Origin of the sequence: Bacillus sp. IT-79MI2 (assembly GCF_949768135.1) — a bacterium.
In the GTDB taxonomy this organism is placed as follows: Bacteria; Bacillota; Bacilli; order Bacillales; family Bacillaceae_G; genus Bacillus_A; species Bacillus_A pseudomycoides.
This window is the reverse complement of the sequence record NZ_CATKPV010000082.1, coordinates 1-15382: the sequence shown is the minus strand read 5'-3', so window position 1 is coordinate 15382 and position 15382 is coordinate 1. Positions and strand designations below refer to the sequence as shown.

The 15382-nt window shown below is 34.5% G+C and carries 14 protein-coding genes and 4 pseudogenes; 9 read left to right on the top strand and 9 right to left on the bottom strand.

Features of this window, described 5'->3' with window-relative positions; genetic code table 11:
- Together ACM6HU_RS20910 and ACM6HU_RS20905 are read left to right on the top strand one after the other, a co-directional pair.
- The coding region (locus tag ACM6HU_RS20910; protein WP_414848420.1) for a sigma-70 family RNA polymerase sigma factor at window positions 1-298 on the top strand (298 nt) is incomplete at its 5' end.
- Window positions 291-1319 (top strand): DUF4179 domain-containing protein, encoded by a 1029-nt coding sequence (locus tag ACM6HU_RS20905; protein WP_414848419.1) that lies wholly within the window; start codon window positions 291-293, stop codon window positions 1317-1319. The genes ACM6HU_RS20910 and ACM6HU_RS20905, both read left to right, overlap by 8 nt.
- A gap of 306 nt (window positions 1320-1625) precedes the next feature.
- Here the strand turns inward: ACM6HU_RS20905 and ACM6HU_RS20900 are convergent, their stop codons facing one another.
- Entirely contained in the window at window positions 1626-2276 is a 651-nt protein-coding gene (locus tag ACM6HU_RS20900) for a hypothetical protein (protein WP_229161703.1), read from the bottom strand.
- 174 nt (window positions 2277-2450) lie between these two features.
- On the opposite strand from ACM6HU_RS20900, the pseudogene ACM6HU_RS20895 reads away from it, so the two are divergent.
- Window positions 2451-2627, top strand: a pseudogene (locus ACM6HU_RS20895) (IS3 family transposase); the annotation flags it as partial.
- A gap of 116 nt (window positions 2628-2743) precedes the next feature.
- Window positions 2744-4205: pseudogene (locus ACM6HU_RS20890) on the top strand (IS1182 family transposase).
- Window positions 4206-4408: 203 nt separating this feature from the next.
- Here the strand turns inward: ACM6HU_RS20890 and cdiI (ACM6HU_RS20885) are convergent.
- Window positions 4409-4795: a ribonuclease toxin immunity protein CdiI gene (gene cdiI, locus ACM6HU_RS20885; RefSeq protein WP_016113491.1), complete on the bottom strand. Its 387-nt coding sequence runs from the start codon at window positions 4793-4795 to the stop codon at window positions 4409-4411.
- A 1-nt stretch (window position 4796) separates the two neighbouring features.
- Window positions 4797-5699: a CdiA family toxin C-terminal domain-containing protein gene (locus ACM6HU_RS20880; RefSeq protein ID WP_414848418.1), complete on the bottom strand. Its 903-nt coding sequence runs from the start codon at window positions 5697-5699 to the stop codon at window positions 4797-4799.
- A gap of 62 nt (window positions 5700-5761) precedes the next feature.
- Here ACM6HU_RS20880 and ACM6HU_RS20875 point away from each other — a divergent pair.
- Window positions 5762-6159: pseudogene (locus ACM6HU_RS20875) on the top strand (transposase); the annotation flags it as partial.
- 290 nt (window positions 6160-6449) lie between these two features.
- Here ACM6HU_RS20875 and ACM6HU_RS20870 read toward each other — a convergent pair.
- Genes ACM6HU_RS20870 through ACM6HU_RS20850 form a run of 5 tightly spaced genes read right to left on the bottom strand, consistent with a single transcriptional unit; the run spans window position 6450 to window position 10201 of the window.
- Window positions 6450-6767, bottom strand: a complete 318-nt coding sequence (locus tag ACM6HU_RS20870; RefSeq protein WP_016113493.1) for a DUF6572 domain-containing protein — start codon at window positions 6765-6767, stop codon at window positions 6450-6452.
- Between the two features lie 12 nt (window positions 6768-6779).
- Window positions 6780-7151, bottom strand: coding sequence for a ribonuclease toxin immunity protein CdiI (cdiI, locus tag ACM6HU_RS20865; protein ID WP_016132883.1), 372 nt, complete (start codon window positions 7149-7151; stop codon window positions 6780-6782).
- Window positions 7152-7173: 22 nt separating this feature from the next.
- A complete protein-coding gene (locus ACM6HU_RS20860; protein WP_414848417.1) occupies window positions 7174-9237 on the bottom strand; it encodes a T7SS effector LXG polymorphic toxin in 2064 nt (687 codons plus the stop codon).
- On the bottom strand, window positions 9238-9954 hold the full coding sequence (locus ACM6HU_RS20855) for a DUF4176 domain-containing protein (protein WP_016113496.1): 717 nt from the start codon (window positions 9952-9954) through the stop codon (window positions 9238-9240).
- A gap of 1 nt (window position 9955) precedes the next feature.
- The gene (locus ACM6HU_RS20850; protein WP_255256262.1) at window positions 9956-10201 is read right to left on the bottom strand and encodes a TIGR04197 family type VII secretion effector; all 246 of its coding nucleotides are present in this window, start codon (window positions 10199-10201) and stop codon (window positions 9956-9958) included.
- A 1385-nt stretch (window positions 10202-11586) separates the two neighbouring features.
- On the opposite strand from ACM6HU_RS20850, the gene ACM6HU_RS20845 reads away from it, so the two are divergent.
- From ACM6HU_RS20845 to ACM6HU_RS20835, 3 genes and pseudogenes are all read left to right on the top strand, one after another.
- Window positions 11587-11808: a hypothetical protein gene (locus tag ACM6HU_RS20845; RefSeq protein WP_016113497.1), complete on the top strand. Its 222-nt coding sequence runs from the start codon at window positions 11587-11589 to the stop codon at window positions 11806-11808.
- Window positions 11809-11824: 16 nt separating this feature from the next.
- On the top strand, window positions 11825-12397 hold the full coding sequence (locus ACM6HU_RS20840; RefSeq protein ID WP_229161709.1) for a hypothetical protein: 573 nt from the start codon (window positions 11825-11827) through the stop codon (window positions 12395-12397).
- A gap of 77 nt (window positions 12398-12474) precedes the next feature.
- A pseudogene (locus ACM6HU_RS20835) lies at window positions 12475-12857 on the top strand (IS6 family transposase); the annotation flags it as partial.
- Window positions 12858-12927: 70 nt separating this feature from the next.
- Here ACM6HU_RS20835 and ACM6HU_RS20830 read toward each other — a convergent pair.
- Window positions 12928-14349 carry a PLP-dependent aminotransferase family protein gene (locus ACM6HU_RS20830; protein WP_016113500.1) on the bottom strand — a complete coding sequence of 474 codons (1422 nt, stop codon included), beginning with the start codon at window positions 14347-14349 and terminating at the stop codon, window positions 12928-12930.
- 99 nt (window positions 14350-14448) lie between these two features.
- On the opposite strand from ACM6HU_RS20830, the gene ACM6HU_RS20825 reads away from it, so the two are divergent.
- Window positions 14449-15051, top strand: coding sequence for a LysE/ArgO family amino acid transporter (locus ACM6HU_RS20825; RefSeq protein ID WP_016113501.1), 603 nt, complete (start codon window positions 14449-14451; stop codon window positions 15049-15051).
- Window positions 15052-15382: the final 331 nt, after the last annotated feature.

Sequence of the window (15382 nt, the reverse complement as noted above, 5' to 3'; positions counted from 1 at the left end):
GATCGATTTTATTCGGAAAGAGTCTCGCCATTTTACTACAGATAATGAGGAAATCTTTACTGAATTAATCGCTTCTGAAAATGTTGATTTTATCATGCATTCGATGGATTTATCAGAAGCATTTAAATTCTTAAATCCTACTGTTAAGACCATTATTTTGTTGAGGTATTATCACGATTTGTCCATTAAGGAAATTGCCACCATCATGAATTACCCGGAAGGAACCGTGAAATCACACTTAAATAGGGCGAAAAAAGAGTTAAGACCCATTTTAAAGGAGGGCTATCTTTATGAATAAAGACAAATTCAATCGATCCATCGACAACATAAATGTACCTGTTGAAAAGCTAATGGCTAGGGAGAAGGCGGCTATCTTTCAAGCCAAGAACAAAAGAGCAGTAGGAAGAACCATAAAACAGTCAATCTTGGTTGCATGTGGGTTATGTCTATCTTTGCTTGGTTCTGGATTTGTTTCAACAGGCATGGCAGAAGCATTATCAAATATCCCCCTAGTTGGTCCAATTTATAAAGACTTTAGAGACATTGCCTCAGATAAAATTGAACACGATCAACTTACGACAGTAATTGATAAACAGGATAGTAAAAACGGCTTAACAATGACTGTAAAAGAAGCAGCTTATGATGGTAGCCGGTTAATCGTAACAGTTGTTTACACAGATCAAAAAGAACTTTCGATGAAAGAAGAAAAGGCCGGCTTTAGCTATATAACAATTAATGGACAACAAGAAGTTAAAGCAGCGATTGGTTCAACAGGGCAAGATGACATAAACTCGAAAACAATAATTGAACATCATCAATTTACCTTTTCTAAGTATAATGAATATGGCGATAACATTGAGATTGAGGTCCATGGAGAAGATTTATTTGGCTATGAGGGCAAATTGAAGGTGGCTTTCCCACTTGAAAAAATAAAAGGCGATATGTTTGAATTTTATCCAAAGGCTACAACTAAAACGATTGATGAAGTTTATACATTAACAGCCGACAAAGTAACATTTTCACCTCTATCAACAAGAATAGACCTAAAGATTGATTACCCTACTGAAATGGATGAAAACGATAGTTGGCCATGGTTTGATTTCTCTGTAGTCGATGATAATGGTCATGTATATGATAAACTGAAACTACAAGCAGGCATGGCTGTTGGGAACTATGGTCATCATATGGTACTGACTTTGCCTCCAATGGATACGATACCAAAATCATTTACACTCAAGCCAAGTCGAACAAATAGTGAAGGATTTAGTGAAGAAATAAAGGAATTAGAATTAGTCGTTCCTTTAAATAAAAGTAAATAATGACCTCGTTTTCTTCGTTTACTCATATCGCGGAAGTACCTTAAGCTAACGAACACGCGATAGTTGAATAACGGGTTTTATTAAAAGCCGTCATGAAAGCCGGATTCCATAGCTATTGGAATCCGGCTTTTTCACATTAAATTTCCTTAACGTTGTAAATCCGCATTTTCCTGACGGTACCCCAAATTGAAAAAACATATACCACTCCCTCCTAATCACCGAGTAGCAAAAGAATTTCCATCTACAGTTCAACCCAAATACCGATACATCAATAACGAAAAAACAGCCACCAAGGTGATAGCTGTTTTACAAAATCAAGCTGATTTGATTTTTCACATCACGTTTTGAAAAATCGGTTCGTAACTGTAATGAAATATCATATTCGTTACGCTTTTTATTTTCTTTAATGGATACAGATTGAATGAGAGGTAATAAAAATCGTCTTTTATCCATATTGCTTATTTCTTGAAGCTTAACATCATCTTGAAATACTTCATTCAAAGTATGCAACCATGTTTCTTTGCTTTTCTCGACTTTTTCTTTGAGGGTGATTTGCTGTTTAAAATCATTAATTTGTTGTGTGGCTCCATCTAGTTTTCGCTGTACATCCAAGCGATAAATCGCTAATGACTTCAAAAAACGTTTATCATCGTTATTTTTCATACGCTGTTTGAGTTCTTCTGTAATATTGTGAAGTTTGATGGTGTAGTTTTCGAAGAGACGCTGATGCTTTTGAATATTGTTATTCAATTCTTGTATCTCATACTGAATTTTTTGTTCTATCGCATGATACACATTATGAAATCCACTTATTTTCACATCAGTAAGTGTTTGATTCACTACTTTATCATGGAGGAGGTCTGCATCTATTCTTAATTTGCAGTTAGAACAGAAATAAATTTTCCCTCCATACTTTTTATTTGTAGAACTTACTGTTTGTTGATTCTTTGTTTTCATTAGTTCCTGGCACCTTTCACAAGAAAGTAGCCCTTGCAAAAGAAAACTTGTTTTGTAATGTTTAGGAACCATGTTGCCGGTTCCCCCTTTTCCATAGTATCGGGAAAAACATAATCTGATTGGATTGTCCCCTCCCATCTGCCACCTATAAAGGGGATAGAATATAACCAAGGTAAGAGGAATTGTTTAGATAACGCAGTCATCGAAAATTTATTTAGCTTATTAAAGTCTGAACTACTTTACTTACAAGAGTTCGAAAGTATGGAACACTTTAAATTAGAAAAATGTATTCACTACTATAAGCATGACCGAATTAAAATAAAATTAAAAGGAATGAGCCCTGTACAATACGAGGGCACTGAAAAACTCCATCTAGTTCCACTTGGCGAGGCATTCGACGATTCAATCGTCGAATATCTCGCCTTTTTAATTTATAATAGAGAGACTAAATGCAGGTGGTGTTCCCAATGATTTCAAACCAAGAGACTCTCAACTTAAGTCCGTATATGGCCATTTACGATATTGTCGTGCCAAAAGATAATATGCTTCGTCAAATTAACGAACTGGTGGATTTCTCATTCATTTTAGAGGAATTGAAAACAAAATATTGTTTAGATAATGGAAGAAATGCGATTCCTCCGATTCGAATGTTTAAGTACTTATTGTTAAAAGTCATTTTTGATGTATCTGATGTAGACCTTGTCGAACGTTCAAAATATGACATGTCTTTCAAGTATTTTTTAGGTATGGCGCCAGAAGATGACGTGATTGATTCAAGTTCACTCACAAAATTCCGCAGACTTCGTCTTCAAGACGTAAATTTATTAGATATGCTCATTGGAAAAACAGTTGAAATCGCACTCGAAAAGAACATTATCAAAAGTAAAACAATCATTGTGGACGCAACGCATACCAAAGCACGTTATACCCAAAAATCACCGAAAGAATTTTTACAAGAGAAATCAAAACATACCCGTAAAGCAGTGTATCAATTCGATAAATCCATGAAAGAAAAATTTCCAAAGAAGAATACTTCTAACGAGGTAAAAGATGAAATAGCTTACTGTGAAAAATTGATTGCCATTATTGAAAATAAACCACAAATCGCTCATCTACCAGCCGTAAAAGAAAAATTGAACGTGTTAAAAGAAGCTGTAGAAGATACGCAAGAACATCTAAATTATTCAACAGACACCGATGCACGAGTAGGACATAAAACAGCAGATAGTTCTTTCTTTGGTTATAAAACACATTTAGCAATTAGTGATGAACGTATTATTACAGCAGCAGTCGTTACAACAGGTGAAAAGGCAGATGGACATTATCTACAAGAACTGATTGAAAAAAGTAAAGTAACAGGAATGGAAGTTGAAACAGTTATCGCTGACACGGCTTATTCAGGGAAAAACAATTTACTTTATACAAAAGAACAAAGCATTCAACTGATTTCTAAGTTAAATCCAATGATTACTCAAAATGGGCGAGCAAACGGAAAAGATTTTGACTTTAATAAAGATGCAGGTTTATTTGTATGTCCAGCAGGGCATTTAGCAAAAAGAAAAAGTAAAAAACCAGATTCACATCCAGGAGCAAGTGCAAGAATGGTTTATTTTTTTTGACGTTGAAAAATGTAAGGTCTGTCCACTCCGAAAGGGATGTTTTAAAGAAGGTGCAAAAAATAAAACCTATTCTGTTGCCATTAAATCAGAGGAACATTTAGACCAACAAGCTTTTCAAGAAACAGAAGAATTTAAACGCTTAGCTCGAGAACGTTATAAAATCGAAGCAAAAAATAGTGAGTTAAAAAATAAACACGGGTACGATCAAGCGTCGGCTGCGGGTTTATTTGGCATGCAAATTCAGGGAGCAACGACGATATTCGCTGTCAATCTAAAAAGAATCTTGAAGCTTCTGAATGAAGAAGAGTAATAAATAGGCAAAAAAACAGGGCGTTTCCTGTTCAAAATTGAACAAGAAGCGCCCTATTTTTCTCTAAAATGAATTTATTTATAAAAAACGCAAGTTTTTCAGTGCCCTCGTACAATACAGAACGCATTCCTCATTAGCTGCTTAAAATATGTGTCTAGCTTTTTGGGTTCACTTCATTTATTCAGAAGTGCTTTTACTATTACTTATTTAATATTATATTTCTCTTTAATTTTCATCAACAACTCTTCAGCAATCGCTTTCTTTTCAGGATTTTTTCCTATATAAAATTCACATGCAACACTTAAATACTGGTACAATTCATCATAATTCACAATATCGTAGTCATCATCACCATCGCCAGAATAAAATAAAACTTTATTTTGTCCAAAATACTCCTCATCATCTTGTTCATATTCATCTGAATAAATTACTCCATTATATTCCCGACGCTCTCCATCTTTACTTTTAAAATCTTCTAGGTGTTGTAGAAAGTTACGTCCATTTACATATATATTCAAAACATCAATAACTGCCTCTTTATTCAAATTTCTCTGTTTCATTATTTCAATAAATTCCTCATATACGCTCATATTAATCCACCCAATCTAATACTGGATAAGCATTCTCTATCTCTCCAGTTTCTGAATTCATAATACCTTCAAATTTTAAGTTTTTTCCATTATATTCTGCTTGTCCTTGTATTTTTATCTTTTTTTGTTTTAATAATGGAATCTCTCTTTTATTATTTAAACCTTCTTCCATAGCCTTTTTGCTTAAAGCTATTATTTCATCATTTGAAATAATTTCCGGATCATACACTGTCTTTTTATACACTTTATCTCCATTAGGTATTACTTTGTATTCACCTGTCCCATTTTTCCCTGTATAATCCATTTTCTCATATTTTACTTTATATTCTATATCAAAAATTCCATTTATATCTGGATGTTCCTTTTTAACAACAGGTCCCAACTCATATTTGTTAGAGCTACTATTAAAATAATTTTCAAACTCATCATAATTATGTCCACCACTAATACCATTACGTTCAGTAAACTTTTCAACTGGTCCTGTTGTATGTTCAACATAGTAACCTTCTTTAAATTTAAGATTACCCGTACCCTTAGTGCCACTCTTAAAAGCCGAAAATAACTCTCCAAGTGTTTTTCTTTCCTCTACACTCCCAACGCCAGCTGCCGAAGGTTCAGGGGATAAATCCCGGATCTCAATATTTTTAATCTTCTCCCCGACATTCTTCATACTATCCGGCAACTTATTCATTAATGCTTCTACTTCTTCCGACTTACCAACTATTTTACCGCGTTTCCCTGCTACTCGAAAGACATTTTCACCCTCTGTGAGTTTTCCGACTGTAGCTAATCCTTTCACTGCGGCGTTTACTTCACCAACGCCGAAAAGACAACTGACAATATCAAATCCTGCGCCACCAAAAGCATAAGGGTCGGTCAGGGCTTTTTCTACATAATCTTTCACTGCGTTGAACATTTCTTTTTGGTCTCTTCTAAAGGTTCTAGAAAGGTTATCCAGCACGGGAAGTTTGTAAAGTTGGATATATGGCTATCCGCAAAGCACGTAACGGTAAAAAGGATGCAAACACGAATCAAAGTTATACGTATTATTTTGACATTGTAAAATGTAAAGTATGTCCATTCAAAGCTGGATGTTATAAAGAAGGGCAAAAACCAAAACGTATTCTGTCGCGATTAAATCTACAGAACATAAGGAACAACGAGCATTTCAAGAAAGTGCATATTTTAAAGAAAAGGGGAGAGAACGCTATAAAATTGAAGCGAAGAATAGTGAACTTAAGAACAGACACGGGTATGATGTGGCATCCTCCTCGGGTCTCGTTGGTATGCAAATGCAAGGAGCGATGACTATATTCGCAGTCAACTTAAAACGAATCATGACCCTAATGAAAGAAAAAAAGTAAAAAACATATAGGAAAAGGCGATTTTCCGTTCAAGTTTGAACGAAAAATCGCCTTTTTTTGTTTTGTATATGTTGAATAAGATGAAAAACGTAAGTTTTTCAGTGGCCTCCCAAATATGAGGTCCCTTTTGTTGATTCTTCTCCATCTGTAACTTTCTCTTCACTTACTCAAGGCTAGGTAACATGGTTCATTGAAATATACAATCCTAAAAAAGACTTCTTCTTCAAAAGTTCTTTCCTTGACCCCAAAATCTAGCAAAATAAACTAGAACGTAAACGAGTGATAAAGAATTATTCTTCTGGTAAATGAATATTGATGAATATGTCAGTATTGTTTAGTTGGCTGGAAACTACGTTCAGAAATTTCAAGCTATTTTCCGAAACACTATGTTGAAAATGTATATCAATTATTTTTTTCTCAAAGTTGTCTCCATAATCTTTAATATACTGCTTATCTTCAAGATATACTAAGTAGTTATTAATTTTTTCTTGTAGTACGTCTAGATGCATATCTTCATATTCCCAGTCTAGATAATCTATTATTATCAACTTTAGCTTTTTATCTTCTACTCCGATTGCATCTATCTGATCCAAATCTAGAATTGCCATCTTTTCTCCAATTTATAAACTTAAATTCATTTTTATTTTATCTAAATATTCATATATAACTACTTTTTCTTCTTCATGTTTTTTAATATACTCTTCACAAGTCTCAAACAAATATTTATAAAATTCTTCATTATTTAGTATGATTGTGCAATCTTTTTCTACTGCTGGATAATCAAAGTAATATGCTACTCCACTCTCTCCAAAATAATCTTCTTCCCATTCTTCGTATTCATTTGCAAAGCAACACCAAATATTTTCAACACCAAAACCTTCACAATTGCTATACTTATCTAAAACAGATAAGAACCTTTCATCTCCTATAACCCAATAATATAAATTTAGTAGTTCTTTTATCTTACTTTTATCTTCATTATTTATTATCATTTTATTTCACTCCTAATCTCTATTAAAATGAAGGATGAAAATTTTTTATTTCACCAGTAACTTCATCAATGTATCCTGTAAACTTTAAGCCATTAGATGCTACGCCTACTCTAACCCTTCCATTAGTTACTCCATTCTCCATTGCTTCTTTTCCCCACTCTATAATTTGACTATCAGATATTTTACTTGGATCATATACTGTTTTAGGTGTTCCTACTTTTTTGTATTGTCCTTCAACATAATTCTGTGCAGCATCTTTTGCAGGTAATTTATACTCTATCTGATAAATACCATCAACCGTTGGATGAGGTTGCTTAGATATTATATACTCATTTAAATCCCAACCATTACTTTTAAATGCATTTTCAAAGTGGTCTAAATTATGCCCTCCAACAATACCTTTTCCTTTCCTCCATACTATATCTTCTACTTCAATTAAATGCTTGTCATGTCCTTCTCTATATTTAAGATTACTTACCCCCTCTGCAGGAAGTTTCTCCCCAGATAACCGGTTCGCATTTTGCGCTTGCCCCTTAGTTTCACTCTTAGCAACAGAAAATAACTCTCCAAGTGTTTTTCTTTCCTCTACACTCCCAACGCCAGCTGCCGAAGGTTCAGGGGATAAATCCCGGATCTCAATATTTCTAATCTTCTCCAAGGCATTCTTCATACCCGGCAACTTATTCGTTAATGCTGCTACTTCTTCTGACTTACCAACTATTTTACCGCGTTTCCCTGCTGCTTGAAAGAGATTTGCACCCTCTGCGATTTTTCCTCCATTCACTACGGCCGCTACTTCACCGACGCCGACACAAAAACTACCAATATCAAATATCATGCCACCAAAAGCATAAGGGTCGGTCATGGCTTTTTCTACATAATCTTTCACTGCGTTGTACATTTCTTTTTCGTCTTTTCTATAGGTTCTAGCGAGGTTATCCAGCACGGGAATTTTGTCCGTTAGTTCGGGATTATTTAAGAATTTACTAAGATGAGGAGCCTTAGTTGTGATATAGCCTACAATCCCATATTCGGCCAGTTTCTTCGTACCTTCCCAAGTCGCATCGAGATCGTCCAGTTTCCATTGTTCTGTTTCTACGCCACGTATCTTGTTAATACCCCACTCACCAAGCTCTAGGGCTAGGTAAACTGATTTTATTACACCTATCGCAGCCCCACTAATTGCGGAACCAGCCGCGCCTATCAAACCTTCTAACATCAAGACTTTATCAGAATGTTCTTTCAGGGCAGGAATGTTCTTTCCTAACCATCTTGTTCCTTTTTCTAATCCATCCCATTTCTTACCGATACTAGCAAAAACGTCTTGAAGCCACGCCTCCGCTGGATGATGGTTCGCCCACTCCTCTTGCTTTTTCTTCATTTTTCTTTCAGCTTGCAGTTGCGCTTCTTTTTCCACCTTCGTGATTTTTGTATCCATTTCATGAATGCCTTTTGCCAACGCATCTTGCGCAAAGAAAGCTTGAAGTCGCGGATCAGTATAAGATAAACTGCCCATTTCCCTTGCCATTTGAACTTGGTTGTTTAGTTGATCGAGAAATTTTTCCGCATTGCTTTCTGCTTTTTTGCTTTCAAATTGCTGTACTTTTTGAATCGTATCCTCTAGTTCTTTGCTGGCTGCAACTAGTTTTTCATCAAACTGGCTGTTTGGCATACTCAGTGAAATCAAATCACTTACACTGTTGTAAATATTAGAGATGCGACTATCCATTTCATGTTTCTTAGGTTGAAGATGGGAAAGTTTGCTTTGCGCTTGAAGCAATGCATCTTCTAGAATAACCGCATTCTCATCACTTTCTCCCGTTGTTGACTGAAAATCCTGTAAAGTTTGCATCATTTCCGCAATAAGATGTTTATTGGTATCTTTCAACCCAACCACAACTGCATTTTGGTTATTATTGATGTCGTTGACAATCGCTTCTCCTGTTGCCCCCTGCATGGCATCGGTCTGGATAATCCCATTCAATGCGTTTTTGGCTTGGTCAAGTTGATCATTGGTTTTACTGGTGTCTTTTTGGAGTTTTGCCAGTATTTCATTGAATTCCTTTAAATCTACTTGAAAGCCCATTTAATCCGCCTCTCTTTCTGGTGAAGTATGAACAGCTTCATAGAAAGAAAGCGCTTTATCTAGTGGTAAAAAGGCACTTGATAACTTGCCATTTGCTACTTGCATACTTCGTAAGAAAGTAAAACCAAATTGTTCTTCCCATTCATTCGTCATCCCTGGTGAAACAACTCGCTTAATCATCATATTGGACACATAAATCGCTGGTGTGTTGCTCATTTCACCAAACGGCCACAAGTAACCGAGATAATCTACCACATAATCGTTAAATCCCTCTCTTAACGGTACTTTGCGCCCTGTTAAAATCACGAGTTCTCCGAGTTCACTATTCTTGAACATATTTTGAATTACTTCTGGCATCATGTCTACGTCCAATTCTACAACGGTACCCAGCGGCAAAATTTCGCTATAACACGCATCAATCAAACCCATTAAACGTAAAAATTGAGAAAATGGAATGTCTAATTGCGTTTCTAATCGTTCAAAACGAATTGTCTCATTCGGATAGTCAAATGTCACTGAGAATTTTGCACCGATTTTTGGTTTGTTTTCAAAGACATCTTCTTGATTTCGAAACGCCTTGTAAACCCCACGGAAAAGAGAAGGCTGATTCCCCAGCAAGTTACCCATTTGTAATAGTTCGTCAGTAATCTCTACATCTAATGTTTTGTCATTTTGTAAAACAACTTCTAAAAGTTCTCGTTTGTTATATTCGACCATATTATTCGAACCTCTCTGTGTTTTGTTTGATCACATTCGCCATTTGGGCATCTTCATCGGCAATTTTGTTTGCGACGTCTTTCATTTTGCCTGTGTCAGCAGAAGATACTTCTTTAAATTTTTCTAAAGTTGTTCCGACTTTCTCTACTAAATTTTGAAAATTCGTAAACCGAGATAAATTATTCTTGGTAATTTTCGGTGAGGGAACTTTCTTTATCTCATGAACTTCGCTCTCTGCTTTTGTGATCGCTCCAATACATAGCTAGTCCCTCTCGCCCATTTAAAAAAGATGCTTTTTCTTTTTTTTTCATAGAGTGACTGAGTAGTTACCTTTTTTTAAAATTCTTCATATGATTTTCCAATTCTCCCTCTCAAAACATAAAATAGATGCGCTTTAGCCCCTTTAAAACTAAAAAACATACCACTTCTATATTTATCCTAAAATACCTTTCTATGTATAACATTTTACAAGTAATTACAGATATGGTCAAAATTCATTCTAAATTAACGATGTTCATAAAAAAGATGCGATGCTTTATTCCTTCAAGTAAAAGATTCTAAGTGAGTTTTGATTAAACTTTTTTATAAAAATCTCATACTTAGTTAAAAAGAGTAACTCCATTTTGATCAATCTTTTTTTCAAAATGGAGTTTTTGTTGTTGCTGTTAAATAAAGGTTTGTGACTTCATTTTTATCAAACTTTATTCCAAAGCAACATATGTAGAAATTTAAAAAAGTCCCTTAATAAGGTTAAAGGGACTTTGCTCACATAAATGATCTGCACATCAATTTATTTTTGATATACAGATCATTTGTATGATAATTTTATAAATAATTGCTAAATAATGAATTTACATAAATGTTTTTAGGAGTTCTTGGACTAATGGGATTGCTCCACCTATAAATTTTAAAACTGTCATCGCGATTTCCATATTATTTCCTCCTCTTTTGTTGTTGCTAAGATGTGATTTATCTTTATGATTTTATTATAGTAAGCGCTTACATTTTTATCAATATATTCTTATATATAATATTACATATATGAGTAAGATCAAAGAAATATCACATTTTCTCATTAAGGTATGTATTGAGATAACACCACACCGCCATCAAGCCAATGACAACAAATACCCCCTAACAACAATTTTGTTAAGTTAATGGATGTGTAGCAAGACCCCATAAATAAAAAAGATAAGACCAGAAACTCGGTCTTATCTATGCCATAAAGAGAAACAAATGGGGTGATAACCATCACTTTTTTATCATATTACAATAACTGCAAATTTTGAATATTACAGTTAAAAATAGTGACAATATCCATATTGAGAAATTTATTACTAATTTATTTGTGCAGTATCAAAAGGTACACCTTTTGGTTCGCTTTTCATTACTATGTATTCAAATATGTAGTGAGTCCTTGGTATGTCTATAAAAGTATACCTTATTGGGATGGTTTGTTGAAATTAAAAAATACATTTTTGATGACAAACATAAGTTACGGGAATATAAATGTTTATTTCTCAATATAAATGTGTGTATTAAAGATCGTAACTAATATTTACTTGGAGATTAATGCTGTATACTAGCTAGCAAACGGGTTATTATCCGTGTTTTATTAAAGGGGGACAATACATGCTCAAAAAGTATAAGGTAGATATTACATTTCGCAATACTGAAGATGAAGATAGAGCTACATTTGGAGCAATGGATTCATTCCGATTTCAACACCAGTGCAGAACATTTGCTGAAAATGAGCGAGATGCTAGACGAAAAGCACTTGAATACCTTCATCTAGATAATCCTAATATAGTTTCGAAATATATATATAGTAGCCAATCCAGAATATGTTGCTAATGAGAAATACGATTATTTGTGGGATGTTGAATTGCGAATCGATGATTCTGAAGTCACCCAGCAAGAATCATTTTGGCACGAAAATGGGGCTGGCGATCAAGCAATCCGAAGGGTTGTAAATACTTTGGGATTATCAAGTAATGTAGAAGTCATTTCTGTTAAACCAAGTACACATTATAATAAAGAACAGGCGGTATTAGTCTCTGACAAAGAGGAAAACACCTTTTTAGTAACTCTTAATATTAATGATGAAGAAACTATTACTGTTCCAATTTTAAGCATGTCAAACATGGTTCCAACAGAAGAGGAATTAAAAGAAATCCAGGGAAAAGCTCTTTCTACTTATCCTAAAATAGGAATAAAAACTGCAAAGGTTATTAATACTGAATTGAAGGCATCTAGTTCTAAAGATTTTAAATTTTATGTGGATGGCATTAAAAAAAGCTATAAGATATCCGATACAAAAGACCCTAACCTTGCTTATCATCAATGTTTAAGGGAATTAGCGAAGGAAAATGATCCAAGTATGAACTATGAAAAGATAGATTGCACACATATAAAAGAATTGTTTGAAGGAGTATATTACTAGTCAGATTAATATTATATATTTAACAAAAAAATCCAATATTATATTGGATTTTTTTGTTATCCAAAGGAATGATTTGTATGGAAAAGCGAAGTTTATTGAAGTGGAAGCATTATCATCATGATACTATTTTGCAAACAGTAAGATGGTACCTACGGTATAACTTGAGCTTTCGTGATTTGGTGGAAATGATGGCGGAACGGGGCATAATCGTTGCTCATACAACGATTATGCGTTGGGTTCATCAGTATGGTCCTGAATTAGACAAAAGAATCCGTCGTCATCTCAAGCAAACCAATGGCTCTTGGAGAGTCGATGAAACATATATCAAGGTAAAAAGTAATGGATGTACCTGTATCGTGCTGTCGATTCGAAAGGAAGTACCATCGATTTTTACCTAAGCAAAGCAAGAAACCACAAGGCTGCAAAGCGATTCTTCAAGAAATCTTTGCAGTCTTTTCATGGATTTTATACAAAAATATATATTTTAGTGAAATACACAAATAGAGTATTCAATCCATTTAAGATAAGAATTAATGCCGGCTTAGTTCTAGTAAAATATTTAATCCTTTTTTTAATTCTTCCAATGATGCATAAGAATAAGAAAGACGAATATGACGTAAATCGCTTGGTTCATATATATAACCTGGATTGATCAGAACATTTTGTTTAAGTAACTTTAGAAATAGCGCCTTATTTACAATAGGTTCATGAAACCTGATCCATATATAAAAACCACCCTCAGACTTTTTCCACGTAGCGATTTTTTGAAATTGCTGTTCTAATATTTCTTCTACAAATGTAGCCCTTCTTTTCAATTGTTTACGAAGTGTGATCAGATGCTTTTCGTATAAACCGGATGATATCCAGTGTGCGACGATTTCTTGAGAAAAGGCACTTGAGCCATAATCTGTTTGCATTTTAATATCAGCTAATCGTCCAATTACAGGTGAAGGTGCAACAACCCAACCGATCCGTAATCCAGGACTTAGCGTTTTGGATACACTACCGATATAAAGAACTTGCCCTGATGTATCAAATGACTTTATAGCAGGAGAATATGATTCAAATAACAGTTCGTGATACACATCATCTTCAATAATCGGGATTTGTAGCTCTTTGCATGTGTTGTAAAGATTTTTCTTTTCTTTCACCGACCAATTATATCCTGTCGGATTGTGTAATGTTGGCACACAGTAAAATAAAGATTGTCTTTTTCTTTTGAGTGCCCGCAAATTGTCTGTCAAATGTGCGTCTCGTAAAACTGAAATCATACGCATTCCAGTGGATTGAAAGGGATGCACAGAATTTAAATACGAAGGTTGTTCTTGGAAGACTATGGATCCTTCTTCTAATAATCCAACTGCAATTAATTGAAGTGCTTGAAGTGCACCTGAAACAATTAAAATGTTCTCTGGTGCTGTTTGAATACCACGTTTTTTTAAATAATTACATAAAATTCCCCGAAGCTTTTCACTTCCTTGTGGTGATGAATAGCCAATTGCCTTTGATTCAAGTGAAATCTTTTTTAACGACTGTTCAATTTGTTTCGTTGGAAGCAATTCTGGTGATAATTCACCTGTTCCAAGACGGATGATATGATCCATTTGCTCATATTCATTGATTAGTTGAATCGTATGGTAGTTTGGTTTATGAATACTCGATTCAATGTGTTGCTGCCAATTTGGTTGAGATCTGTTCAAAAGCACGTTCCACGAATTATTGGCCACAAATATCCCTGATCCCACTTTAGATTCGATCAAACCATCTGCCTTTAATTCATCAAGCGCAAGTTGTACAGTACTTCGGTTCACATTAAATTGTGTTGCAAGTTGGCGCTGTGTTGGAATTTTTGTACCAACGGTCCAATCACCTCGCTCAATATAAGACTTTATCCAATCTACAATTTGCTCTTGAACGGTCAAATGAGAATGACGATTTGGTTTCCATTTCATCTAATTCCCTCCTAAATTGGGTGGATAAAAAACCATCTAATTGGTTGTTTTCTTTTATTTTTATCATAGTACGATAGTAATTGAAAGGGAGTTGATTATATGGAAGCCATTGTTCATGGAATAATCTTAGCATTCGGACTTATTTTACCTTTAGGGGTACAGAATGTATTTGTATTTTCACAAGGAGCCACACAGCCAAAATTAATTCGAGCACTTCCAGCGGCTGTTACAGCTGCACTATGTGATACATTTTTAATTCTTTTAGCCGTTTTTGGTCTATCTACTATCGTTTTACAATTTGAATGGCTACGACTTGGCCTAATGATTGCTGGAATTTTGTTTTTACTTTACATGGGATATGTTATTTGGAGGTCTGATCCAACTACAAATGAAACGAATAAAGCATTACCAACCCGTCAACAAATCATCTTTGCTTTATCGGTTTCTTTATTAAACCCTCATGCCCTCTTAGATATAGTTGGTGTTATTGGAACAAGTGCATTAAAATATGTTGGAACAGAACAAGTTATTTTTACAATCGCATGTATTACAGTATCTTGGATTTGGTTCTTTGGATTAACGCTCGCAGGTACAGTCATGAAAAAGATAGATGGTACAGGAGGTTTAATGAACATATTCAACAAATGCTCCGCCCTTTTTATCTGGGGAACTGCCATTTATCTTTTTATTGCATTAATATAGCGTTAAATTATAAAGATGTTGTGCTCAACACATAACCCATAAACGACCATAGGACTTTATTTATTTCTACCCAAATAGAGAAAAATACTGTTTAAATCCAGTTTCAAAGCTCATTACTAAAAATAAAAGGACCTAACATATTATTCATATATAATATATAGGTCCTTTTATTTTTAGTTTTTTTAGGGATTTAGGTCTGGATCATATACGATTTTCGTATATGATCCGAGTACCGTTAATGGATAGTTGTTTTCTTAACGTACAGGGAACTGGCTCAAATGTGTCTAAATTATGTCTAAACGTACAATTTTCTTTTTTGATATGGTGACCC

What these genes read in the sequence shown, in the direction of transcription:
- ACM6HU_RS20905 (WP_414848419.1), top strand. Translation starts at nt 291, where the DNA reads ATGAATAAAGACAAATTCAATCGATCCATCGACAACATAAATGTACCT.
- ACM6HU_RS20900 (WP_229161703.1), bottom strand. Translation starts at nt 2,276, where the DNA reads ATGAAAACAAAGAATCAACAAACAGTAAGTTCTACAAATAAAAAGTAT.
- cdiI (WP_016113491.1), bottom strand. Translation starts at nt 4,795, where the DNA reads ATGAGCGTATATGAGGAATTTATTGAAATAATGAAACAGAGAAATTTG.
- ACM6HU_RS20870 (WP_016113493.1), bottom strand. Translation starts at nt 6,767, where the DNA reads ATGGCAATTCTAGATTTGGATCAGATAGATGCAATCGGAGTAGAAGAT.
- cdiI (WP_016132883.1), bottom strand. Translation starts at nt 7,151, where the DNA reads ATGATAATAAATAATGAAGATAAAAGTAAGATAAAAGAACTACTAAAT.
- ACM6HU_RS20860 (WP_414848417.1), bottom strand. Translation starts at nt 9,237, where the DNA reads ATGGGCTTTCAAGTAGATTTAAAGGAATTCAATGAAATACTGGCAAAA.
- ACM6HU_RS20855 (WP_016113496.1), bottom strand. Translation starts at nt 9,954, where the DNA reads ATGGTCGAATATAACAAACGAGAACTTTTAGAAGTTGTTTTACAAAAT.
- ACM6HU_RS20845 (WP_016113497.1), top strand. Translation starts at nt 11,587, where the DNA reads ATGCTCAAAAAGTATAAGGTAGATATTACATTTCGCAATACTGAAGAT.
- ACM6HU_RS20830 (WP_016113500.1), bottom strand. Translation starts at nt 14,349, where the DNA reads ATGAAATGGAAACCAAATCGTCATTCTCATTTGACCGTTCAAGAGCAA.
- ACM6HU_RS20825 (WP_016113501.1), top strand. Translation starts at nt 14,449, where the DNA reads ATGGAAGCCATTGTTCATGGAATAATCTTAGCATTCGGACTTATTTTA.